The 18908-nt window shown below is 64.2% G+C and carries 18 protein-coding genes; 9 read left to right on the top strand and 9 right to left on the bottom strand.

All coding sequences use genetic code 11. From position 1 onward, the window contains the following. Genes VSR82_RS08465 through VSR82_RS08455 form a run of 3 tightly spaced genes read right to left on the bottom strand, consistent with a single transcriptional unit; the run spans position 1 to position 3643 of the window. The gene (locus VSR82_RS08465; RefSeq protein WP_429456019.1) at positions 1-810 is read right to left on the bottom strand and encodes a 2-keto-4-pentenoate hydratase; all 810 of its coding nucleotides are present in this window, start codon (positions 808-810) and stop codon (positions 1-3) included. An 18-nt stretch (positions 811-828) separates the two neighbouring features. Continuing rightward, on the bottom strand, positions 829-1779 hold the full coding sequence (locus tag VSR82_RS08460) for a 3-carboxyethylcatechol 2,3-dioxygenase (protein WP_429456020.1): 951 nt from the start codon (positions 1777-1779) through the stop codon (positions 829-831). Between the two features lies 1 nt (position 1780). Then, a complete protein-coding gene (locus VSR82_RS08455) occupies positions 1781-3643 on the bottom strand; it encodes a bifunctional 3-(3-hydroxy-phenyl)propionate/3-hydroxycinnamic acid hydroxylase (protein ID WP_429456021.1) in 1863 nt (620 codons plus the stop codon). Between the two features lie 222 nt (positions 3644-3865). Here VSR82_RS08455 and VSR82_RS08450 point away from each other — a divergent pair, with 222 nt between their 5' ends. Continuing rightward, positions 3866-4672, top strand: coding sequence for a DNA-binding transcriptional regulator (locus VSR82_RS08450; RefSeq protein WP_429456022.1), 807 nt, complete (start codon positions 3866-3868; stop codon positions 4670-4672). A gap of 147 nt (positions 4673-4819) precedes the next feature. Here the strand turns inward: VSR82_RS08450 and VSR82_RS08445 are convergent, their stop codons facing one another. The 5 genes from VSR82_RS08445 to VSR82_RS08425 form a co-directional block, all read right to left on the bottom strand. Then, the gene (locus VSR82_RS08445; protein ID WP_429456023.1) at positions 4820-5515 is read right to left on the bottom strand and encodes a response regulator; all 696 of its coding nucleotides are present in this window, start codon (positions 5513-5515) and stop codon (positions 4820-4822) included. Positions 5516-5546: 31 nt separating this feature from the next. Continuing rightward, positions 5547-6929, bottom strand: a complete 1383-nt coding sequence (locus VSR82_RS08440; protein ID WP_429456024.1) for a sensor histidine kinase — start codon at positions 6927-6929, stop codon at positions 5547-5549. Positions 6930-6979: 50 nt separating this feature from the next. After that, a complete protein-coding gene (locus tag VSR82_RS08435; RefSeq protein WP_429456025.1) occupies positions 6980-8020 on the bottom strand; it encodes an ABC transporter substrate-binding protein in 1041 nt (346 codons plus the stop codon). 126 nt (positions 8021-8146) lie between these two features. Continuing rightward, positions 8147-9532, bottom strand: a complete 1386-nt coding sequence (locus tag VSR82_RS08430; RefSeq protein WP_498857625.1) for a sensor histidine kinase — start codon at positions 9530-9532, stop codon at positions 8147-8149. Between the two features lie 2 nt (positions 9533-9534). Further along, entirely contained in the window at positions 9535-10212 is a 678-nt protein-coding gene (locus VSR82_RS08425) for a response regulator (RefSeq protein ID WP_013092490.1), read from the bottom strand. Positions 10213-10500: 288 nt separating this feature from the next. On the opposite strand from VSR82_RS08425, the gene VSR82_RS08420 reads away from it, so the two are divergent. The 8 genes from VSR82_RS08420 (at position 10501) to VSR82_RS08385 (ending at position 18444) form a co-directional block, all read left to right on the top strand. Continuing rightward, positions 10501-11520, top strand: a complete 1020-nt coding sequence (locus VSR82_RS08420; protein ID WP_368582930.1) for an ABC transporter substrate-binding protein — start codon at positions 10501-10503, stop codon at positions 11518-11520. Positions 11521-11559: 39 nt separating this feature from the next. Further along, positions 11560-12354, top strand: coding sequence for an ABC transporter ATP-binding protein (locus tag VSR82_RS08415; RefSeq protein WP_026228638.1), 795 nt, complete (start codon positions 11560-11562; stop codon positions 12352-12354). A gap of 16 nt (positions 12355-12370) precedes the next feature. Then, the gene (locus VSR82_RS08410) at positions 12371-13234 is read left to right on the top strand and encodes an ABC transporter permease (RefSeq protein ID WP_429456027.1); all 864 of its coding nucleotides are present in this window, start codon (positions 12371-12373) and stop codon (positions 13232-13234) included. 285 nt (positions 13235-13519) lie between these two features. Continuing rightward, positions 13520-14995, top strand: a complete 1476-nt coding sequence (locus tag VSR82_RS08405) for a tetratricopeptide repeat protein (protein ID WP_498857624.1) — start codon at positions 13520-13522, stop codon at positions 14993-14995. 53 nt (positions 14996-15048) lie between these two features. Then, a complete protein-coding gene (locus VSR82_RS08400) occupies positions 15049-15531 on the top strand; it encodes a glycoside hydrolase family 108 protein (RefSeq protein ID WP_013092495.1) in 483 nt (160 codons plus the stop codon). Continuing rightward, the gene (locus tag VSR82_RS08395; RefSeq protein ID WP_368582933.1) at positions 15531-16223 is read left to right on the top strand and encodes a hypothetical protein; all 693 of its coding nucleotides are present in this window, start codon (positions 15531-15533) and stop codon (positions 16221-16223) included. Before VSR82_RS08400 ends, VSR82_RS08395 begins: the two co-directional genes overlap by 1 nt. A 150-nt stretch (positions 16224-16373) precedes the next feature. Continuing rightward, positions 16374-17930: an alkaline phosphatase family protein gene (locus tag VSR82_RS08390; RefSeq protein ID WP_429456029.1), complete on the top strand. Its 1557-nt coding sequence runs from the start codon at positions 16374-16376 to the stop codon at positions 17928-17930. 199 nt (positions 17931-18129) lie between these two features. Beyond that, positions 18130-18444, top strand: a complete 315-nt coding sequence (locus tag VSR82_RS08385) for a DUF4148 domain-containing protein (protein WP_368583207.1) — start codon at positions 18130-18132, stop codon at positions 18442-18444. A gap of 195 nt (positions 18445-18639) precedes the next feature. Here VSR82_RS08385 and VSR82_RS08380 read toward each other — a convergent pair whose 3' ends face one another. Next, positions 18640-18888 (bottom strand): hypothetical protein, encoded by a 249-nt coding sequence (locus VSR82_RS08380; protein ID WP_410851140.1) that lies wholly within the window; start codon positions 18886-18888, stop codon positions 18640-18642. Positions 18889-18908 lie beyond the last annotated feature (20 nt).

Raw genomic sequence — 18908 nt, 5'->3', positions numbered from 1 at the left:
TCAAGCGGTAAACGTCGCGCGGACGCTGCCGAGACCGTCGATCTGCGCGCTGAAGCTGCCCGGCTGCTTGACCGCGACCATCGGGCCCAAAGCGCCCGTCATCAGCACGTCGCCGGCACGCAGCGGCGTGCCGAGCCGGACCATGCGATCCGCGAGCCAGGCAGCGGCATTCAGCGGATTGCCGAGACACGCGGCGCCATTGCCGCGCGACAGGACTTCGGCATCGTTCGACAGCGTCATCGCGCAGGCCGCGAGATCGATATCGCGCAGCAACACCGGGCGGCTGCCGAGCACGAAGCGCGCGCTCGACGCGTTGTCCGCGACCGTATCGACGAAGCGGATGTTCCAGCCTTCGATGCGGCTGTCCACCACTTCGATCGCCGCGACCGCATACGCGGTTGCGCGCATCAGATCGGCATACGTGTGGCGCTCGTGCAGCAGATCGTGCTCGAGCACGAGCGCGATCTCCGCCTCGACTTTCGGCTGAATCAGTTCGCAGAATGGAATCGGCTGGCTGTCGCCATACGCCATCGATGCGAACAGCGCGCCAAAATCCGGCTGATCGACACCGAGTTGACGCTGCACCGCCGGCGACGTGAGTCCGATCTTGCGGCCGACGATGCGCTCTCCCGCCGCGACGCGCGCAGCCACGTTGGCCTGCTGCACCGCGTACGCGAGTTGCTCGGTGTCGGCGGGGTTCGAAAGTTCGGTGAAACGCGCGTCGTCGCGCAACGGCGCGATGGTCACGCGCGCACGTTCCGATTCGCGCAGGCGCAGGGCCAGCGCGTCGACATTGCTTTGAGTGCTCATAGCGGGTTCCTGATTGAGTTAGACGTGGGCCGTCACGGGTCGCGCGTGCATTGCGCCGAAGCCCGCGATCCATTCGGGGATCGGACGGTAGTAATCGAGCGACGCGCGATACGGTCCGCTCGCGTTCAGTGCGCCGAACGCGGCGATCCACGTGCGGATTTCATGCGCGGACTTCCCGCCATCGCGCGTGATTGCGTTGTTGGTCAGGCCGTCGAGCGCGGCCAGCTCGCCGTCCTCGAGCAGCTTCAGGAACGCGCGGTCCCATTCGGGATTGAGCGGATGCAGATGGCTGTCGCCCGCGGTGAACGCGCGCGCCGCCGCGATCGTGCGTGCCTGCCGCGCCGCGCGCGACTCGGCCGACGGATTGCGGCCCGCGATCAGACGCTCGGCGACTTCGTCGCTCGCACCCGCGAGCTCCGGCACCGGCGGTTCGTGCGAAATGCCGCCCGAGCCGATCACGAGCACGCGTTGGTTCGAGCGTGCGAGCGCGCGGCCCAACGCATCGCCGAGCAGACGCGCGCGGCGGCATGAAGCCATCGGCGCGGCCACCGAATTGATGAACACCGGCACGACCGGATATCGATCGAGTCCGCCGGTCAGAATCTCCAGCGCTTGCGCGCAACCGTGATCGACCTGCATGCGGTAGGAGACCGCGACATCGACATCGCTCGCGAGCACCGCTTCGGCCAGTTCGAGCGCGGTATCGGCGGGCACGTTCAGCGGACCAGCGAGGCTCTTGAAATCGCCGACCGCGCTCGCCGATGCGCCGATGCAGAACGGCGGCATCACGTCATAGAAGAAACCGTTGTAATGATCGGGCGCGAACACGACGACCAGTTGAGGATCGAACTCGACGACGCGCGCACGCGCCGCCGCATGCACACGCTCGACTTCGGCGACGACTTCGGGCGCGGGATCGTAATAGCCGTGCAACGGCGTGTGCGACAGGCATTCGAGCAGCATCGGCATGTCAGGCTCCGGCGGTTGCAGCGGTTGCGAGAGTGGCACCGGCATCGCGCGCGAACGCTGCTTCGGTGCAGGCATCCGTCACATCAGCACGCGTTGCCGCGGCGAGATGCAGCTTCTGCGCGAGTTCGACGACCAGTTGCGACACCTGCTGCGGCGAGCCCATGCCCGCGACGAAACGATCCGGACGCAACAGCACGACCGATTCCGGCACTCGCGTGAACCAGTCCTTCAGCCGCGTGTTCACATCGCCGATCGCGATCACGTCTTCTGGCACGTCGTCATGGAAAGACAGTTGCGTGTCCGGCTTCGCGACCACGAAGCAGCCGCCGAGCCGCTGCCAGATCGCGCGCGCTTCATCAGACAAACCAAACGTCGGTTCCGCGCCCCAGCCGACGATCGCGAACCGGTTGCCGAGCACATCGTCGAGTCGCACGATCTCGCCGCTCGCCGTACGCACGCGCGGCTGAATGAACATGCGGCCGACCGGCGAATGACAATGCGGGGCGCGTCCATACACGAGACGGCCGAGCCGCGACTCGCGCTTCTCGCTCATCAGACCGAGCAGGCGGCCCGGCGCGGAATGGCCCGAGCGTTCGAGCACGCGCGCGAGCCAGCCACGCTTGCGCGGCGTGTGCGCGAGCAACACGACGCCGCTTTCATAGCGCGGCATCGGCTTGAAACGCATTTCGACGAAGTAGCGCTTGACCGCCGGAAACCAGTTGAACGTACGCACGAACGCGTCGCGGAACTTGATGCCGAAGCGGCTCGTCGGCGCGAAGATGTCGCCCGCCACTTCGGAGAGGTGGATCATCGAGCGCGCATGCGAACGGCGCTCGGCGGTATAGGTATCGAGCAGCGCATCGCCGGCGACTCCCTTGACCACCATCGCGAGTTTCCAGCCGAGGTTGCTCGCGTCGCGAATGCCGCTGTTGTAGCCCTGGCCCTGCCACACCGGCATGATGTGCGCGGCGTCGCCGGCCAGCAGCACGCGGTTCACGCGAAAGCTGCTCGCAAGGCGTGCGTTGTGCGTATAGACGCGCTTGCGGATGTAGTCGACCTTGTCCGGCTCGGCGACGACCTTGCGGATCAGCGCGGCCATGTTCTCCGGCTTCGACAGCTCTTCCTCGGTCTCACCGGGCATCACCATGAATTCGAAGCGTCGAATGCCGTGCGGCAGCGCGGCCGACACATACGGGCGCCGTGGATCGCAGTGCATGTACACGTGCGGCGAGCCGATCGGGTCGTTGCGTACGTCGACGACGATCCACTGATTCGGCTTCGTGCGGCCCTCGAACGGCACGTCGAGCGTGCGGCGCACGAAGCTGTTGCCGCCGTCCGCGGCGACCATGTACGACGCGCGGATCGTGCGGCGGCCGCTCTGCGCGTGTTGCGCTTCGATCGTGACGCCGCTGCCGTCCTGCGTGAACGAGTTGACGGTGTGACCGAACAGCGCCTCGACGTGCGGGAAGCGTTGCAGACCGTCGTACAGCACGCGATCGGCCAGCGGTTGGATGAACGCATTGCGGCGCGACCAGCCGAATTCGTCGGTGCGCGGTTCGATCGATGCGAAGCAGTGACCGTTGCTGGTGACGAAACGCATCCAGTGATCGGGAGTGGTGTGCGGCAGCAACGCATCGGCGAGGCCGACGGACTGGAACACGCGCAGTGCTTCGTCATCGAGGCCAATTGCGCGCGGATAGTCGATGATCCTGTCGAGCTTTTCGATCAGCACGACGCGTACGCCTTGCAGGCCGAGATAATTGGCGATCATCAAACCGACCGGGCCGGCGCCGATGATCGCGACGTCGGTGGTGACGGTTCCGCTGTGGCCTTGCGCGGCCACCGGGTCGAGCGGTTGGGGCATGTTGTCTCCGTATGTCGACCGAAGTGACCAGGTCGAGCTATTCACGGAGCGCGGCGGCGGGAACCAGCGGTAACCACGGCGAAAAAAGTCGCCTGCGGGCAACAGCTCGCGTCTCCATGAATTCGTTGATTTGTTGGCAGTCTAGGACTGGCCACTTACCCGCTCAACAAAATCTGGAAAATGTGCATAGAATGCACATAGTTGATTTTATTGAGGTTTTAAGTGACCAAATACACGAATGTGCGAGGTCTGTCGCGCGGCTTGCAGGTGCTGCAAGCACTCAACTCGATGGACAGCGGCCGCGCGACCAGCCAGCAGATCAGCGAGCTGACCGGCCTGCATCGCACCACCGCGCGGCGGCTTCTGGAGACGTTGATGGAAGAAGGCTTCGTGCGGCGCAGCGCGTCGGACGACAGCTTCCGGCTTACGCTGAAAGTGCGCGCACTGAGCGAAGGCTTCACGGACGACGAACGCATCGCGACCATCGCGCCGCCGGTCATGGGGCGTCTGCTGCAACGCGTTGCGTGGCCTTCCGATCTGACCACGCCCGACGGCGACGCGATGATCATCCGCGAGACCACCCACCGCTTCAGTACGCTGTCGTTTCATCGCGCGATGGTCGGCCGCCGCTTGCCGATGCTGCTGACCGCGGCGGGCCGCGCGTACTTCGCGATGTGCCCCGATGAAGAGCGCGAGGACATTCTCGATCTGCTGCGCGCGGGTGCGGGCGGCGAGGAGCAGAAGGCGCTCGCGTCGAACGACGCGTTGATCCGCAATCTCGTAAGACGCGTGCGCGCGGATGGGTTCGGTTCGAATCACGGCGACTGGGTGGACCAGGGGAAGATCGGCGCGGTCGCCGTCGCGATCGTGTTCGAGGAGCGAGTGCTCGCGAGCTTGAACGTGGTGTTTCTGTCGCGCGCGGTGTCGCTCGCGGAAGCGAAGCGGCGCTACGTGCCCGAGTTGCAAACGGCCGCGCGTGAGATGGTCGGGGAACTCGCGGCGCAGAGCAACGCGAGAGCCAAACCGTAACAGCCACTTACGGCCACGAGCAGTTCATCATCGGCAGGTTCGACGAGCGGTGCGACGTCGTCGTCATACACCGTCAGCATCAGCAGCGCGGCGCGCGCACTGCTCGCCGAAGCCAGCGAAACCTCGGTTCAAGAACGCGCTGTCGTCTCAGCCAGACACAAACGCCTCGCGCGGCTCTTCTTCGCGCAAGATATAGCCGAGTCCGCGCAGCGTCATGATCTTCGCCGTCGATGCCGCGAGATGCTTGCGCAGCCGGTGAATATAGATATCGATCGCGTCGGCGCTCGGCTCTTCGTCGAGCGTGAAGATCTTGTCCATCAGCGTGGCTTTGGAGACGGTCTTGCCCTGCTTCAGAATCAGCGCTTCGAGGATCGCGTGTTCGCGGCGGCGCAACGGCAGGCGTTCGTCCCGCAGCACGAATTCGCGCGAATCGAACAGATAACGCAGATCGCCGCATTCGGTCGACTGCCCTCTGTCTCCCGCGGCCTGACGGCGAATCAGCGCCTTGATGCGCGCCACCAGTTCGCGCGCATCGAAGGGCTTGACGACATAGTCGTCGGCACCGGCCGAAAAGCAGGCCACCTTGTCGTCGGTCGAGCCATTCGCGGTCAGCATCAGCACCGGCACGTTGTCGCGCTTGCGGCGCAACCTCGCGAGCACCTCCTTGCCGCTCATGCCGGGCAGGCGCAGATCGAGCAGCACCGCGTCATAGCATTGCAGACCGAGCAGCGTCTCCGCGCATTCGCCGTTTTGCGCCCAGTCGATCGCGAATTGCTCGACTTGCATCAGGTTCATCACCCAGCGCGCGAGGTCCGCGTCGTCTTCCACGAGCAGCAGTTTCATCGTTGTCCTCTCATTGGTGAGTCGCGCGAGCTCAGGTTGCGCCGAGCCATAAGCGCATCTCGACGGTCGCGACGAGGCCCGCGCCGCCTGCGTTCGATTCGAGCGTCACGCTGCCGCCCTGGCGATGCGCAATCTCGCGCACGATCGGCAAGCCCAGACCAGTCCCTTCCGCATGACTCGACGCACGATAGAAGCGCTCGAAAACGCGCTCGCGCGCATCGGCCTTGATGCCGGGTCCGTTGTCGATTACGCGCACGATCGCCATCGCGTCGCGCCGCTGCGTCTGCACCGTGACGCGCCCGCCCGCCTGCGTATAGCGCAGCGCGTTGTCGACCAGATTGGTCACGAGGGCCGCGGTCAATGCTTCGTCGCCGGTCACGTACAGGCCGTCTTCCAGCTCCGCGCCCAGATCGATTTCTCGCGACTGCGCAAACGCGATCAGTTCCTCCAGCACGCCCGCGATCAACGCGCTCAGATCGATCCGCTCCGGCACGCTCAGCGGCGCCGCCGACTCGGCCTGTGCCAGCAACAACAGCTTGTTGGTCAGCGTGGTCAGCTTGCGGCTGCTCTTGTGCATGCCCGCGAGCGCTTCGTCGAGCCGGGCGTCGCGGCTATCGCGTTGCCGCGCGAACTGGATCTGCGCGACCAGGAGCGCGAGCGGCGTGCGCAGCTGATGTGCTGCATCGGAGATGAATTGACGCTGCGTCGCGGCCTGCTGGCCCATTCGCGCGATGCACTGGTTGATCGCATCGACGATCGGCCTCAGCTCGACGTGCAGACGCGCGACGCGAATCGGTTCGAGTTGCGACGCATTGCGATCGGCGACGTCGTCCTTCACCTTCATCAGCGGCAGCAGTTCGAAGGTCAGGCCGAGGTAGACGAACACCATCGCCAGCACCAGCGTCAGGACTTCGCCGGACAATTGCGGCCGCAGCAGACGCCACACCATCGCGTCGCGCGAGCCCTCCGTCTTCGCGACCGCGACGATCACTTCCTCGGTATGTCCCGAGTCGTATAGCTGCCGCGCGTAGGCGACCGCGCGCGCCGCGCGGCCGTCGGTGAAATGGGTGGCATAAAGCGTGGGCTTGTCGCTCACATGCGGCGGCAGCGGCAACTCCGGGATGCCCGCGAGCAGACGATGGCCGCTCGCCTCGACGCGATAGAAAACCGTGTCCTGTTCCGGCGATTCGAACAGTTCGAGCGCGGCCGGCGGAATCTGGATCGACACCGAACCGTTGTCCCAGTCGACATCCTCGCCGATGATCCGCATCGACGACAGCAGCGCATGGTCCTGCACCAGGTCCGCGGTGTTCTGCGCGAACCGGTATGAAATGACGACCGAAATGGAGACGAACGCCGCCAGCGGCAACAGCAGCCACCACAACAAGCGTCCGCGCAAACTGCCTGAAAACACGATGTGCCGATCCTCTTGTGCTCGATGCGACCCACGCGGTCAGCCCGCTTTCAAGGCTTGACCTCAGAGACGAACTGGTTGGTGAAGGTGCGCGACAGATCGATATACCGCCCCTTCACCGCCGGATTGAAACTCGACAGTACCTTCAGCACCGTCTGCGGACCGTCGGGGGGCATCTTGCCGTCGACGGTGTACATCGGCAGCGAAGCCTGCAACGCGCTGATATACAGCGCCTTGTCGTTGCCGATGTCTTCTTTTGGCATCTGCGCGGCGATCTGTTCCGCGCTGTGGGTATGCATATAGCGCAGTGTCCTGACGAATGCGCGCGCGAGTTTCGCGGCTTCGTCCGGATGCGCGTCGAGCCACGTGCTTTGCACGTAGAGGCTCGACGCCGGATACATGCCGCCGAGCGCGGCGCGCGTGCCGTCGACGTTGCGCATATCGACGAGTACTTTGGCGTCGCCCGCCTTCAATAGCTGCGTGACGGTCGGCTCGGTCGTCATACCCGCGTGAATGCGTCCTTCCCGCATCGCCGCGATGAAACTGCTGTCCGCGCCGACCGGCAGCAGCGTGTATTGCGTGGACGGCACGCCCGCGCGCTGTGCGAGGTATTGCGTGAGGAAGCTCGTCGACGAACCGAGCCCGGTCACGCCGAGCGTCTTGCCGCGCACGTCGGCCATGCTGCGGATCGAAGCGGCCGATTTCGCCGCGACCAGTTGCACTTCGCCCGGCACCTGGCTGAACACGACGATCGTCTTCACTTCCTTGCCGCGTGTCTGCAGATCGATCGTGTGATCGTAAAAGCCGACCACGCCCTGCACCGCGCCGGCGAGCATTTCGTTTTCGCCCTCTATTCCAGTCGGCTGCGACAGCAGTTCGACGTCGAGCCCTTCCGCCTTGAAATAGCCGAGCTGTTCGGCAAGACGCGCCGGCAGATAGATGAGCTTGTTGGTGCCGCCCACCATGATCGCGAGTTTCTCCGGCTCGGCGGCTTGCGCAGGTGTCGCCACCCTCGCGAGCGCGCACCATGCGAGCGACGCCGCCACGGCGGCATAGGCCGCGCGCGAAAAACGCGTCGGGGAAAGCTTCATTTGCGAGTGTCTCCGTTATCTTGCTCCAGGCGCCGCGCGGGTCGCCCGCCCGTGATTCTGAAGGGGCGAACCCTTCCCGATGCTTTCAGGGCCGTATCTGTTGCGTGAACCTCGGGTTTATCCCGATCACTGCGGCGTCGCGCGCGGAAACGTCACGGCGATATCCACGCCCTTGCCGCCCTCGCCCGCCTTCAGCGCGATCTCGCCGTGATGCGCGTCCGCGATTTCGCGCACGATCGCCAGACCGAGGCCCGTGCCTTCCGTATCCGTCGACGCGCGAAAGAACGGCTCGAACACGCGGCTGCGCGCTTCGGCCGGAATGCCCGGGCCGTTGTCGGTCACCCTGACCGTCACCGTATTGGCCTCGGTAGCCGCACTCACGGCGACCGTCACATGGCCACCGCTGCCCGTATAGCGAATCGCGTTCTCGGCGAGATTCGCGATCAGTGCCTGCAACATGCCGCGATGTCCGAGCACCGGCGCCACGCCGTGCAATTCCGCGCCAAGATCGATTTCACGCGCCTGCGCGAGCAGCCCGAGATCTTCGACGACCTCCATTGCGAGCGGCACCAGATCGACGCGTTCCATCGCCAGTTGCGAGTTGTCGGCGGCCTCGGCCTGCGCGAGCAACAGCAGCTTGTTGGTGAGACCGACCATCGAACGATTGCTTCTATGCATCGCGGCAAGCGCTTCGTCGAGCGCGGGATTGAGGCCTTCCTGCTGCCGCGCGAATTGCAGTTGCGTGCCGAGCAGCGTAAGCGGCGTGCGCAACTGATGCGCGGCATCCGCGATGAAGCGCCGCTGCGCCGCCACCTGCACGCCTAGCCGCGCGATGCACTGATTGATCGCATCGACGATGGGCCGCAGTTCCGAATGCAGACGCTCGACGCGGATCGGTTCGAGCTGCATCGGATCGCGGTCGGCCACTTCGTCTTTCACCTTCATCAACGGGCGCAGCTCGAACGTGAGCCCGATGCAAACGAGTGCGACTGCCAGCGCGATCATTTCGAGCTGGCGCACGAGTTGCGGCCGCCACAGTTGTTGCGTCATCGCGTCGCGCGAGCGCACGGTCTTGCCGACCGTCACGCGTACGGGGCGCGTCGCGCCGTTGTCGTACATGAACCGCACGATGTCGACCGCGCGCACCTGCTGGCCGTGCAACTCGGTGTAGTACGAATCCGGCACGTCGGGCGCGCGCAGCGGTCGCGGCGGGAAATCAGGCGTACCGGCGAGCAGCCGCCCATCGTCGACACGCACGCTGTAGAAGACCTGGTCGCGATAGGGCGACGCGAAGATCTCGAGCGCCGCGGGCGGCACATCGACACGCAGAAAGCCGTCGCTCCATTCGACCTCGCCCGCGATCATTCGCGCCGACGCGACCAGCTGGTTGTCCTGCACCAGATTCGCGGTGTGCCGCGCGTTGTCGTACTCGGTCTTGCCGGTCACGAACACATAGAGCGCGAGCGGCACCAGCAGCCACCACAGCAGGCGTATGCGCAGACTATTGGACATCGTTACTGGTCGTCTTCCCGCTTGCGCAGCAGATAGCCGAGCCCGCGCAGCGTGACGATCGCGGCCGAGCTGCCATCGAGCTTCTTGCGCAGACGGGAAATGTAGATTTCGACCGCGTCTTCGCTCGGCTCGTCGGCGAGCGTGAAGATCGCATCGACGAGCGCGGGCTTCGTCACCGTCTTGCCCAGGCGCAGGATCAGCGCTTCGAGCACCGAACGCTCGCGCGGCGTCACGTTCAGCGGCGCGCCCTTCAGCGTGAACTGCCGTGTGTCGATGTCGAACGACAGGTCGCCGCACACCACCTCGCTCGCTTTGGACGGCGACTGCCGCCGGATCGCCACCTTGATGCGCGCGATCAGCTCGCGCACTTCGAACGGCTTCACCAGGTAGTCGTCGGCGCCGGCGCCGAGCAGTTCCACCTTCTCGTCGATCGAGCCGCTCGCGGTCAGGATCAGCACCGGCGTCGCGTCGCCGCGCTGACGCAGCCGGCGCAGCACGTTCTTGCCGGACAGCTTCGGCAGGTTCAGGTCGAGCAGGATCACGTCGTAGTGATTGGTGCGCAGCAGGCGGTCGGCTTCGTCGCCGTCCTGCACGGCGTCGAGCGCGAAGGCTTCCTGCTCCAGCATCTTCGCGAGCCAGTGTGCAAGCGTGGGGTTGTCTTCGATCAGCAGCAGCTTCATGGCGGGAACGGCAAAAGTCAGGTCGTCGATTGTGCCTTAAAACAAGGGGTCTGCGCGCGTGAAGTGTGGTTTACAGCATACGTCCAGTGGCTGCCGCGAGTGCGGCGGCGATTCGCGCGAAATTTCGGCGCGGCGTCGGCGCGGCGTCGGCGCGTCGTCGGGTTAACACCCATGTTTTGCGCCAAACCCCGAAAGCTGGCAGAAGGTTTCGCGTTTCTATAATCGCTGCCATTCACCCAGAAAAGCGCCGCGCCCCGATTGCGGCGACCCACCTAAGGAGACTGCTTCATGCGTACCTTGCGCCAGATTGCCGTTGTGTCAGGAGTTGCGTTCGCCCTTGCCGCCGCTTCGGCCGCCGCTCACGCCGAGAAGATCACGATCATGGTCGGCGGCGCCACCAAGATCATCTATCTGCCGGCCAAGCTCACCGAGCAGCTCGGCTACTTCAAGGACGAAGGCCTCGACGTCGAGATCCTGTCGCAGCCGGCCGGTGTCGATGCGGAGAACGAACTGCTCGCGGGCGCGGTGCAAGGCGTGGTCGGCTTCTACGATCACACGATCGATCTGCAGAGCAAGGGCAAGGAAGTGCAGGCGCTGGTCGTCTTCGGCCAGGTGCCGGGCGAAGTCGAAATGGTCTCGACCAAGGCGGCCGATACGCTGAAGAGCATGGCCGACGTCAAAGGCAAGACGCTCGGCGTGACCGGCCTCGGTTCGTCGACGAGCTTCCTCACGCAGTACCTCGCGCAGCGCGCAGGCGTGCCGTCGACGCAATACACGATGTTGCCGGTCGGCGCGGACAACAGCTTCATCGCCGCCGTCAAGCAAAGCCGCATCGACGCCGGCATGACCACGGAGCCGACCGTCTCGCAACTGCTGAAGACCGGCGACGCGAAGGTGCTGGTCGATATGCGCACCGTGGAAGGCACGCGCGCCGCGCTAGGCGGCACCTACCCCGCGTCGAGCTTCTACGTGCAGCGCGCGTGGGCCGAATCGCACAAGGACGACGCGGCGAAGCTGTCGCACGCGTTCGCGAAGACGCTGAACTTCATCGCGACGCATAGCGCCGAGGACATCGCCGCGAAAATGCCGAAGGACTACTACGGCAACAACAAGGACCTGTACGTGGGCGCGCTGAAGGCGTCGCTGCCGATGTTCACGAAGGACGGCAAGATGCCCGCAGACGGCCCGGACACGGTGCTGAAGGTGCTGTCCGCATTCAATCCGTCGGTGAAGGGCAAGCATATCGACCTCGCCAAGACCTACACCAACGACTTCCTGTCGGCGCCGGTCAAGACCGCGTCGAAGTAACGCTTCATTCATATTCACAGAACTGCGAGGCACCCGCCGATGAATCAACCTATGTCACGCGAGACGCCAGCGATCGAAATGCGCAACGTGTCGTGCCGTTTCATTTCCCCGGACGGCAAGGCCACGATCGCGCTGCGCGACTTCAGCATGTCGGTGGCACGCGGCGAGTTCGTCGCGGTGGTCGGCCCGACCGGCTGCGGCAAGTCCACCACGCTCAGCATGATCACCGGCTTGCTGAAGCCGACCACCGGCGAAGTGCGCGTGATGGGCGCGCCGGTGGACGGCATCGATCCGCGCATCGGCTTCGTGTTCCAGGCCGATGCGGTGTTTCCGTGGCGCTCGGTGCTCGACAACGTCGCGGCGGGTCCGCTCTATCGTGGCCGTTCGAAATCGGCCGCCTACGACGAAGCGAACGAATGGCTGCGCCGCGTGGGCCTCGACAAGTTCGGCAAGCACTATCCGCATCAACTGTCCGGCGGCATGCGCAAGCGCGTCGCGCTTGCGCAGACCTTCATCAACAAGCCGGAAATCCTGCTGATGGACGAGCCGTTCTCGGCCCTCGACATGCAGACGCGCACGTTGATGCAGGACGAGCTGCTGCAATTGTGGGGCGGCGTCGGCTCGGTCGTGTTCGTCACGCACGACCTCGAGGAAGCGATTGCGCTCGCCGACCGCGTGTTCGTGCTGACCGCGCGCCCCGCTACGCTGAAGAAAGTCTACGAAATCGATCTGCCGCGACCGCGTGTCACGTCGGAGATCCGCTACGACTCACGTTTCATCGAAATTTCGCGCGATATCTGGCATGACCTGCGCGAAGAAGTGCAGATCGGTTAATCAAGGAACGGCAAACATGTCTACACCCTCTCAACAGATGATGCCCGCGGGCATCGACGCCGCGTCGCTCGCCCACGTCGAGCGTATCGCGCAGAAGAAGATCCGCCAGCGCCACGTTCTGGTGATTTCGCTGCGCATTCTGGTGCTCGTGGTCGTGCTCGGCGGCTGGGAGCTGTCCGCGCGCCTGAAGTGGATCGACCCGTTCTTCTTCTCGATGCCGAGCGCTATCTTCGAACAGATCGTCGACTGGTTCGTGAACGGCACGTCGCAAGGGCCGCTGCTCACGCAGGTGTGGGTCACGCTCGAAGAGACAGGCCTCGGCTTCATCATCGGTTCGGTCGCGGGCATCGTCTGCGGCATCGTGCTGGGCCGCAACAAGCTGCTCTCCGACGTGTTCAGCCTCTACATCAAGATCGCCAACTCGATTCCGCGCGTCGTGCTCGGCTCGGTGTTCGTGATCGCGCTCGGGCTCGGCATGGCGTCGAAAGTCGCGCTCGCGGTCGTGATGGTGTTCTTCGTCGTGTTCGCCAACGCGTTCCAGGGCGTGCGCGAAGCGGACCGCTACATGATCGCGAATGCGCAGATCCTCGGCGCGTCGCGCCGTCAGGTGACGACCTCGGTCGTGATTCCGTCGGCGCTCAGCTGGATTCTCGCGAGCCTGCACGTGAGCTTCGGCTTCGCGCTGGTCGGCGCGGTGGTCGGCGAGTTTCTCGGCTCGAAGCAGGGCATCGGCTTGCTGATCTCCACCGCGCAGGGCGCGTTCAATGCGAGCGGCGTGTTCGCGGCGATGATCGTGCTGGCGGTGGTCGCGCTTGCCGCCGACTACCTGTTGACCGCGGTCGAGCATCGATTGTTGAAATGGCGGCCGAGTTCGGTTTAAGCCACCGCTGCGCAAGTCCTCAAATAGTAGTTCGCTTCACCAATGCCGCTCGGTCTTCTGGACTGAGCGGCATTTTTGTTTGCCAACCTGCATCCTGTCTCCCGCCGGCAAACTGTTTTTGCCGATAGGTTGGCCAGCCCGCGACACTTCTTTCTTTCAATCCCTTTAGCGGAAGCCAACAGCCGCCTGCCAGCCCGTTCCCTGCGGCATGGCACGCTCAATGCATACCCACCGCGCAAGTCGGGCGATCGCCAACATTGATCGCCGATCGAAGCGAGGTGGGTCATGTCGAGTGCACAGGGTCAACGTCGGTCGATGAACGGGTTCAGCGGTGCGGTCCTGCGCGCCAACGCCGCGAATCGCCGCCATCGTCATCATCCCAGCGGATTCGTGCTGTTCGGCTTGCATACCGCCAGTGTGATCGGTCGCGGGCCGAAGCGCCTCTGGCCCTATGTGTTGCCGTGGTTGGTCATCTTGCTGACGATCGGTTCCATCTGCCTCGTCGCGCGCGGCGTGCTCACGCGTCAATTGCTGGTGCCGCCGGTGGAGACGCCGCAAACGTTGACCGAGCGCGGCTATTCGTCGAACTTTCTGGCCGAGCGGATCATGTCGGCGATGAAGGAAATCGGGCGGGACGCCGAATCGATCCCGCACGACACGATGACCAGCAACGACGCGCAGCAGGACATCCAGATCCCGGGTCAGGAGATGTCGTATGCGACGACGGTGCGCTTCATCAAAGGCGTGCTTCAGCGCGAAGATGTCGCCGTGCACGTCGGCATCACGAAGACCAACAACAGCGCGGATTCATATATCGCGCACGTGCAGATAGAACACGGCCCGTTCAACGGCCGCGAAAGCACGGTGCCGTTCGAAGGGCGCGACCTCGAAAAGTTCGTGCACGACATCGCCATCACGGCGATGCGCCTCGCCGAACCCAACATCCTCGCCAGTCATCTGTTCACCCAGGTGCAGAAGACCAAATGTTCGCTCGCGCAATGCGACTATCGCGAGATCGTCGGGATCTATGACGAAGTCCTCGCGCTGCCCTCATCCGAGCAGGCCCAATGGGCAGTCGCGGGCAAGGCGTGGTTGCTCGACAGTCAGCAGCGCTCGAAAGAAGCCGAGCAGCAGATCCGCGAAGCATTGACGCAGTACAAAGACTCGGCGGTGCTGCGCGCGAGTCTCGGCATCGCGCTCGAACAGCAGAACCGCATCGACGATGCGCTCAAGGAACTGCGAGCCGGCGCGAACGAAAAGTCGCGCACCGCTGAAAACCTGCGGCTGCTCGGCGATGTGCTGTTGCATACGAACCGGCACGACCGCGAAGCGCTCGACGCATTCAGGCGGGCCGCCGAGATGAACCCGGAATCCGTCGACACGCTGCACGACTGGGCCGAGGCGCTCGTGAAGACCGGCCACTACGACGAAGCAATCGACAAGCTCTCGCGCGCCGTCGCGTTGCGGCCCGATCTCGCGCCGTCCTATGCGGAATGGGGCCGCGCGCTGGAACACAAAGGCGCTCTGCGCGAGGCCGCGCGCAAGTATGCACAGGCATTGCAGCTCGACGCCGGCACGCTGTCGGCGCGCGAACGCGAGCTGGCGCTCTCGACGGACGCATCGCCCGACGAAGCCGACACCCGGACATCGAGGCCTGAGCCGCGCGTCAAGCCCGTTTCGAATCCGATGACGTCGTACTCGCTGCGAGCCTCGCTCGACACGGTACGCGACGCCGTAGGACAGGCGATGCGAGCGGCCTGAGCCGCACGCATCGCCATTTGAGTTGGCAACACAGCCGAACAGGAGACAGTTCGATGGACAGTTTCGAAGATGCATTCAAAGCCTTGATCGGAAACGAAGGCGGGTACAGCTTCAATCCGGCCGATCCGGGCGGCGAAACGATGTGGGGTGTAACGGCGCGCGTCGCGCGCAGCGAGGGCTATAACGGCGCGATGAAAGACCTGCCGCTCGAAACCGCCCATCAGATCGCCAAGCGCAGGTACTGGGACCCGTTGCATCTCGACGAACTCGATCCGCGCGTGGCCTTCCAGATTTTCGATGCGAACTACAACGGCGGCCTCGTCGTGCTGTGGATGCAGAAAGCGTCCGGCGCGAAGGAAGACGGCAAGTTCGGCCCCGACACGCTCGATGCGGTCAAGAACGCCGATCCGATGAAGTTCGTGATGCGCTTCGCCGCGTATCGTCTGCGGTACCTGCGCAACCTGCATTCGTGGCCGAGTTTCAGCCGCGGCTGGACCGAACGCATGGCAGCCAATCTTCTCCTGGGAGCAGCATGATGGACTGGACCAAAGTAGCGACGAACATCAGCAGCACCGCCCCGCTTCTCGCCGGGCTCGTGGGGGGTCCGGTCGGCCTCGGCGTGAGCGCCGCCGCCGCGATCATCTCGCACGCGCTCGGCACGCCGAGCGACCCGGCCTTCGTGGAACCCGCGTTGAACGACCCCGGCGCACTCGAAAAACTTCGCCAGGCCGAAACCGCGAACTCGCTGCAATTGCAGCAGTTGATGGTGACGGCCGCGCAGTCGAGCCTCGCGCACGACGCCGAGATGGCCCGCATCGCCACCAGCGACACCGCGAACGCACGCGCGATGGGTGTCGCCAATCGCGACTGGGTCCCGAAGGTGCTCGCGATGGCCGTCACCACCGGCTTCTTCGGCATTCTGCTGCTGATGGCGTTTCAGCCGCTGCCGGGCACCAACAAGGATCTCGTCAACGTGATCGTCGGTGCGCTGGGAACCGCATGGATCAGCATCATCGGCTATTACTTCGGCACGTCGGTCGGCTCGATGCGCAAGACCGAGCTGCTCGCGAAGCCGAGCGTGCCGATCACGGCCGATAGCGCGTTGACCTTGCGCGAACCGGCATCACAGCCGGGAGCGCATGCACCGGCGGCGGTCGCGCCGTCCGGCGACCACTTCCCGTCGTTCGCGCCGGGCGGGCAAGGTCCGATCTTCTCTGGCGGCAGTTGAGTCGATGCGAGGCTGAACCAATCATGCACGCGACGAGATGCGCCGAGCGTCGCGTGCAGGTCCGTTGCAAACCAGCGCTCTTTCGCCGGTCCGCGTTTTGCGCTAAGTTGGCAACGCGAAATCCATCCTGTCCCGAGTGGAGCGATAAAGATGAGTGACGTCGAGCCGAACGCGCAGAACGATCCGATCGAACACGTCGTGCTGCTGCTGATGGAAAATCACTCGTTCGACCAGATGCTCGGCTGCCTCGACGCCGTGCACGACAAACTGGACGGCGTGCGCAACGCGGCCGGCAAATCGAACGCCGACGGTCAAGGCCATACCTTCTATCCGCGTGCGACGCGCGAGCGGCAGATGAAGCACGATCCGAATCACGAGCACAAGGCCGTGATGGATCAGATCGCCGCCGACAACAGCGGCTTCGTGCGTTCGTTCGTCAACGACTATCCGAAGAGCAGCCTGGTCGCGCGGCAAGACGTGATGGGCTATTACCCGCTCGGCTTTCTGCCCGCGCTGCACACGCTCGGTTCGCAATTCACCGTGTGCGACCGGTGGTTCTCTTCATTGCCGGGGCCGACGTGGCCGAACCGTTTTTTCGCGCTCACGGGTACGTCGAAAGGCGAGATCGACATGCCTTCGGGACTCGACGGACTCAATCCACGCTGGTACACCGAGCAGGATCAGGACACGATTTTCGATCGCTTGAACGGCGCGCGCAAAACATGGAGCGTCTATTTCTACGACTTCCCCGCGTCACTGCTGCTGAAGAACCAGCGACGCGCTGAAAACCTCGCGAATTACCGCTCTTTCGACAAGTTCTTCGAAGACGCAGCGGGACCCGCCAGCCAATTCCCGCAATTCGTGCTGATCGAGCCGAAGTACTTCGGCGAAGCGCAGAACGACGATCATCCGCCGCACAACATCATGAAAGCGGAGAAACTGATCGCCGATACCTACAATGCGCTGCGCTCGAATCAGGCGCTGTGGGAGCGCACGTTATTGGTGGTCCTCTACGATGAGCACGGCGGCTTCTACGACCACGTATCGCCGCCGGCCGACGCAGTCGCACCCGACGGCCATACCACGAGCTTCGATTTCAAACGACTCGGCGTGCGTGTTCCCGCGATCCTCGTGTCGCCGTGGTGCGAAGCCGGGGTATGCAACGAACGATTCGATCATTGCAGCCTGTTGAAGTACCTGTGCGACAAGTGGCAAATGCCGCCGCTCGGCGAGCGCACCGCGGCATCCGCGAACCTCGGTGTGGCGATTCGCCATGACGGCGGCGCGCGCGCCGATACGCCGCCGTTTATTCGCGTGCCCAATCAATCGCTGATTGCCGAGCACGTCGAACTGGAGCGCAAATCGTCGAATGGCAATCAGCATGGCCTGCATCATTTCGCCGACTTTCTGCACGCGGAACTGGACCGGCTCGCCGCCGACGCGGTCGAGGCGGCCGCGCAACTGGCGCGCACCGGCAATGCCTGGGTGCGCTTCAAGAGCGCGTTGGGCTCGCTGATGATGAGTCTCGGCCAGTGGCTCAGCAAAGACTTCTACGACGCACGCGACCAGCGTGATGCGCGCACGAGCCAGGCGTTCACGCGCTTGCGGCAATCGGTGCGTGCCGCGACGCCGGGCAGCGCGCGAAACGATCCGCCGCCACCGGCAACGGCAACGCCCTCGCCCGTCAGTCCTGTGTCGGAGAAGTAGCACTCCGCACCGCGGCGGCGACGCAACGAAAGCCTACGCGTTAACCCTGAAAGTTCCGCACTTTTGTATCAAATCTCGCAACAAACATTACCTGCATCGTGACTTACTCTGCCAAGTTCACCAAATTACAATGCAATCACTGACTACGAACAAGCAAGTTCGCAGCAAGACAAAAAACCCTGAACTGGAGGTAAGTATCATGAAATCGCTGATTCAAGCCGTTGTCATCGCTGTCGCTGTCGCCGCTCCGGTCGCTGCTTTCGCGCAAGCCAACCAGCCCGTGACCCGCGCTCAAGTGCGCGCCGAGCTGGTCCAGCTGGAAAAGGCCGGCTATCAACCCGGTCTCGCCGACCCGCACTACCCGGCTGACATCCAGGCTGCGCAAGCCCGCGTCGACGCGCAAAACGGCGTCGGCCAAGCCGCTACCGGCTTCGGAGGTGTAGTGAGCGGTACGACCCAAACGAGCCGTGCGGCTCCGATGAGTGGCCCGAAGTCGGTCTACTTCGGTCAGTAAGCGATAGCGCGTCCTTGCGACGCGCGCCCCGATTCAAATGAACTGGCCCGCTGCTCGGGTATCTCCGAGCGCGGGCCAGTTCATATGTGTTACCTCCGTCATCGGGCTCCCGATGACTTCGCCCGGGCCTTCACGGTCTGGGCGCTTTTTCGCGGCGCTATGCGTGCGCCGCGACGAATCCTCAGCTGCCGGCGCTCACTCGCGTGCGATCAGATCGCCGACCTGGCCACGCCCGGTCACGAGGCAACTCGACAGGAAGCTCTCGCTCTGCGCGCTCGCGCCAGCGTCGCCAAAGCCCTTTTTCAACGCTTGCGATTTGACGAGCGCCGCGCCCTGGTGACACGTAATCGTGCCGACCTCCCCCGCCTGCGCACGCATCAACGCCCGATCCGCCATCAGATAGCCAAGCAAAAGCACCAACGCAATATTGAACGCTTGTCGCATGGGTTCGTCTCCTTTTCGAA

Source organism: Burkholderia sp. JPY481 (assembly GCF_038900515.1).
Taxonomy (GTDB): domain Bacteria; phylum Pseudomonadota; class Gammaproteobacteria; order Burkholderiales; family Burkholderiaceae; genus Paraburkholderia; species Paraburkholderia youngii.
This window is presented reverse-complemented; position numbering and strand designations above follow the sequence as displayed.